The following is a 1133-nucleotide window of genomic DNA, read 5'->3' on the forward strand; positions in this document are numbered from 1 at the left end:
CGGGACTTAAACAATAAATCAGAGATAAGTAAGCTATAATGTAAGTAGGGTAAGCATTTAACGTTCCCGTCACACCCATGAAAGAAACCACGCCCGACGCCATGCCCCCATGCTTTGAGAAATGGTGTCATCGGTTCGATGAGGTCTTCAGGCATCAAGCCCAAAAAAAAGGGTTTAGACACTATTTGGGAGGATTATTAGGGGAAAGCGAGCGAAAAAACATCACTCAGATGTCTAATAACGCGCCCTGGTGTGGTTTACCACCGATTGCACCATTTCTTAACGGAAGCGACCTGGGATGCCGAGCGGCTTAACGAACGACGCAAAGAAGTGATGCAGGAATGCAATCAAACAAAGCTTAAAAAGGGTTTTACTCTAATAATAGATGATTCGGGACATCGAAAAAGTGGTAAGGAAACTGCTGGAGTCGGTCGACAATATATAGGAGAAGTAGGGAAAACAGACAACGGGGTAGTGGTAGTGACGACCCATTTATATGATGGAGTAAAAAGCCTACCATTAGACGTTGAATTATATCAACACGCGAGTTCACTAGCTGGAGGTAAAGCCGACCCATCATTCATAAAAAAACCAGAGCTCGCATTAAAATTGGTAGAGAAAAGCCTGGAATTAGGCTTACGACCAGGAGTAGTATTAGTAGATGCCGGCTATGGGAACAATAGTACATTTTTGAAGCAATTAGAATCAAAGAAATTAAAATATGTAGCCGGCTTAGCGAAAAACCGCAAAGTAATTTATCACTTAAAAAGTAATGAAATAAAAGTAGAGACTAGACTAGACGAACTAGCGAAAAGACTTCAGGCACAAGCATTTACAGCGATTCAATTAGATGCGAGAAGTCGCAAGAACAGTGTGGGTGGCAACGGTAGAAGTAGAAATGTCAGCCTTTTCAGGAACTAGAAGAATAGCTATCGTAATGAATGCTGCTAGTTTATCTGAAGCGACAGAGGTTGACTATTTAATTACTAACGCTGCGGTGACTCAAGCAACAGGGGCATGGATAATTACAACTTATTCTCAACGTAATTGGGTGGAAGTGTTTTACCGTGAGGCAAAAGGCTGGTTAGGGCTAAAAGAATATCAAGTGAGAAGCATAAAAAGCCTTCACCGAC

General features: G+C 41.9%; 1 pseudogene. It reads left to right on the forward strand.

The features are described 5' to 3' along the window. Positions 1-77: 77 nt before the first annotated feature. Positions 78-1133: pseudogene (locus QUA90_RS30365) on the forward strand (IS701 family transposase); the annotation flags it as partial.

It is taken from the genome of Microcoleus sp. D3_18_C4 (assembly GCF_036702355.1).
Taxonomy (GTDB): domain Bacteria; phylum Cyanobacteriota; class Cyanobacteriia; order Cyanobacteriales; family Microcoleaceae; genus Microcoleus.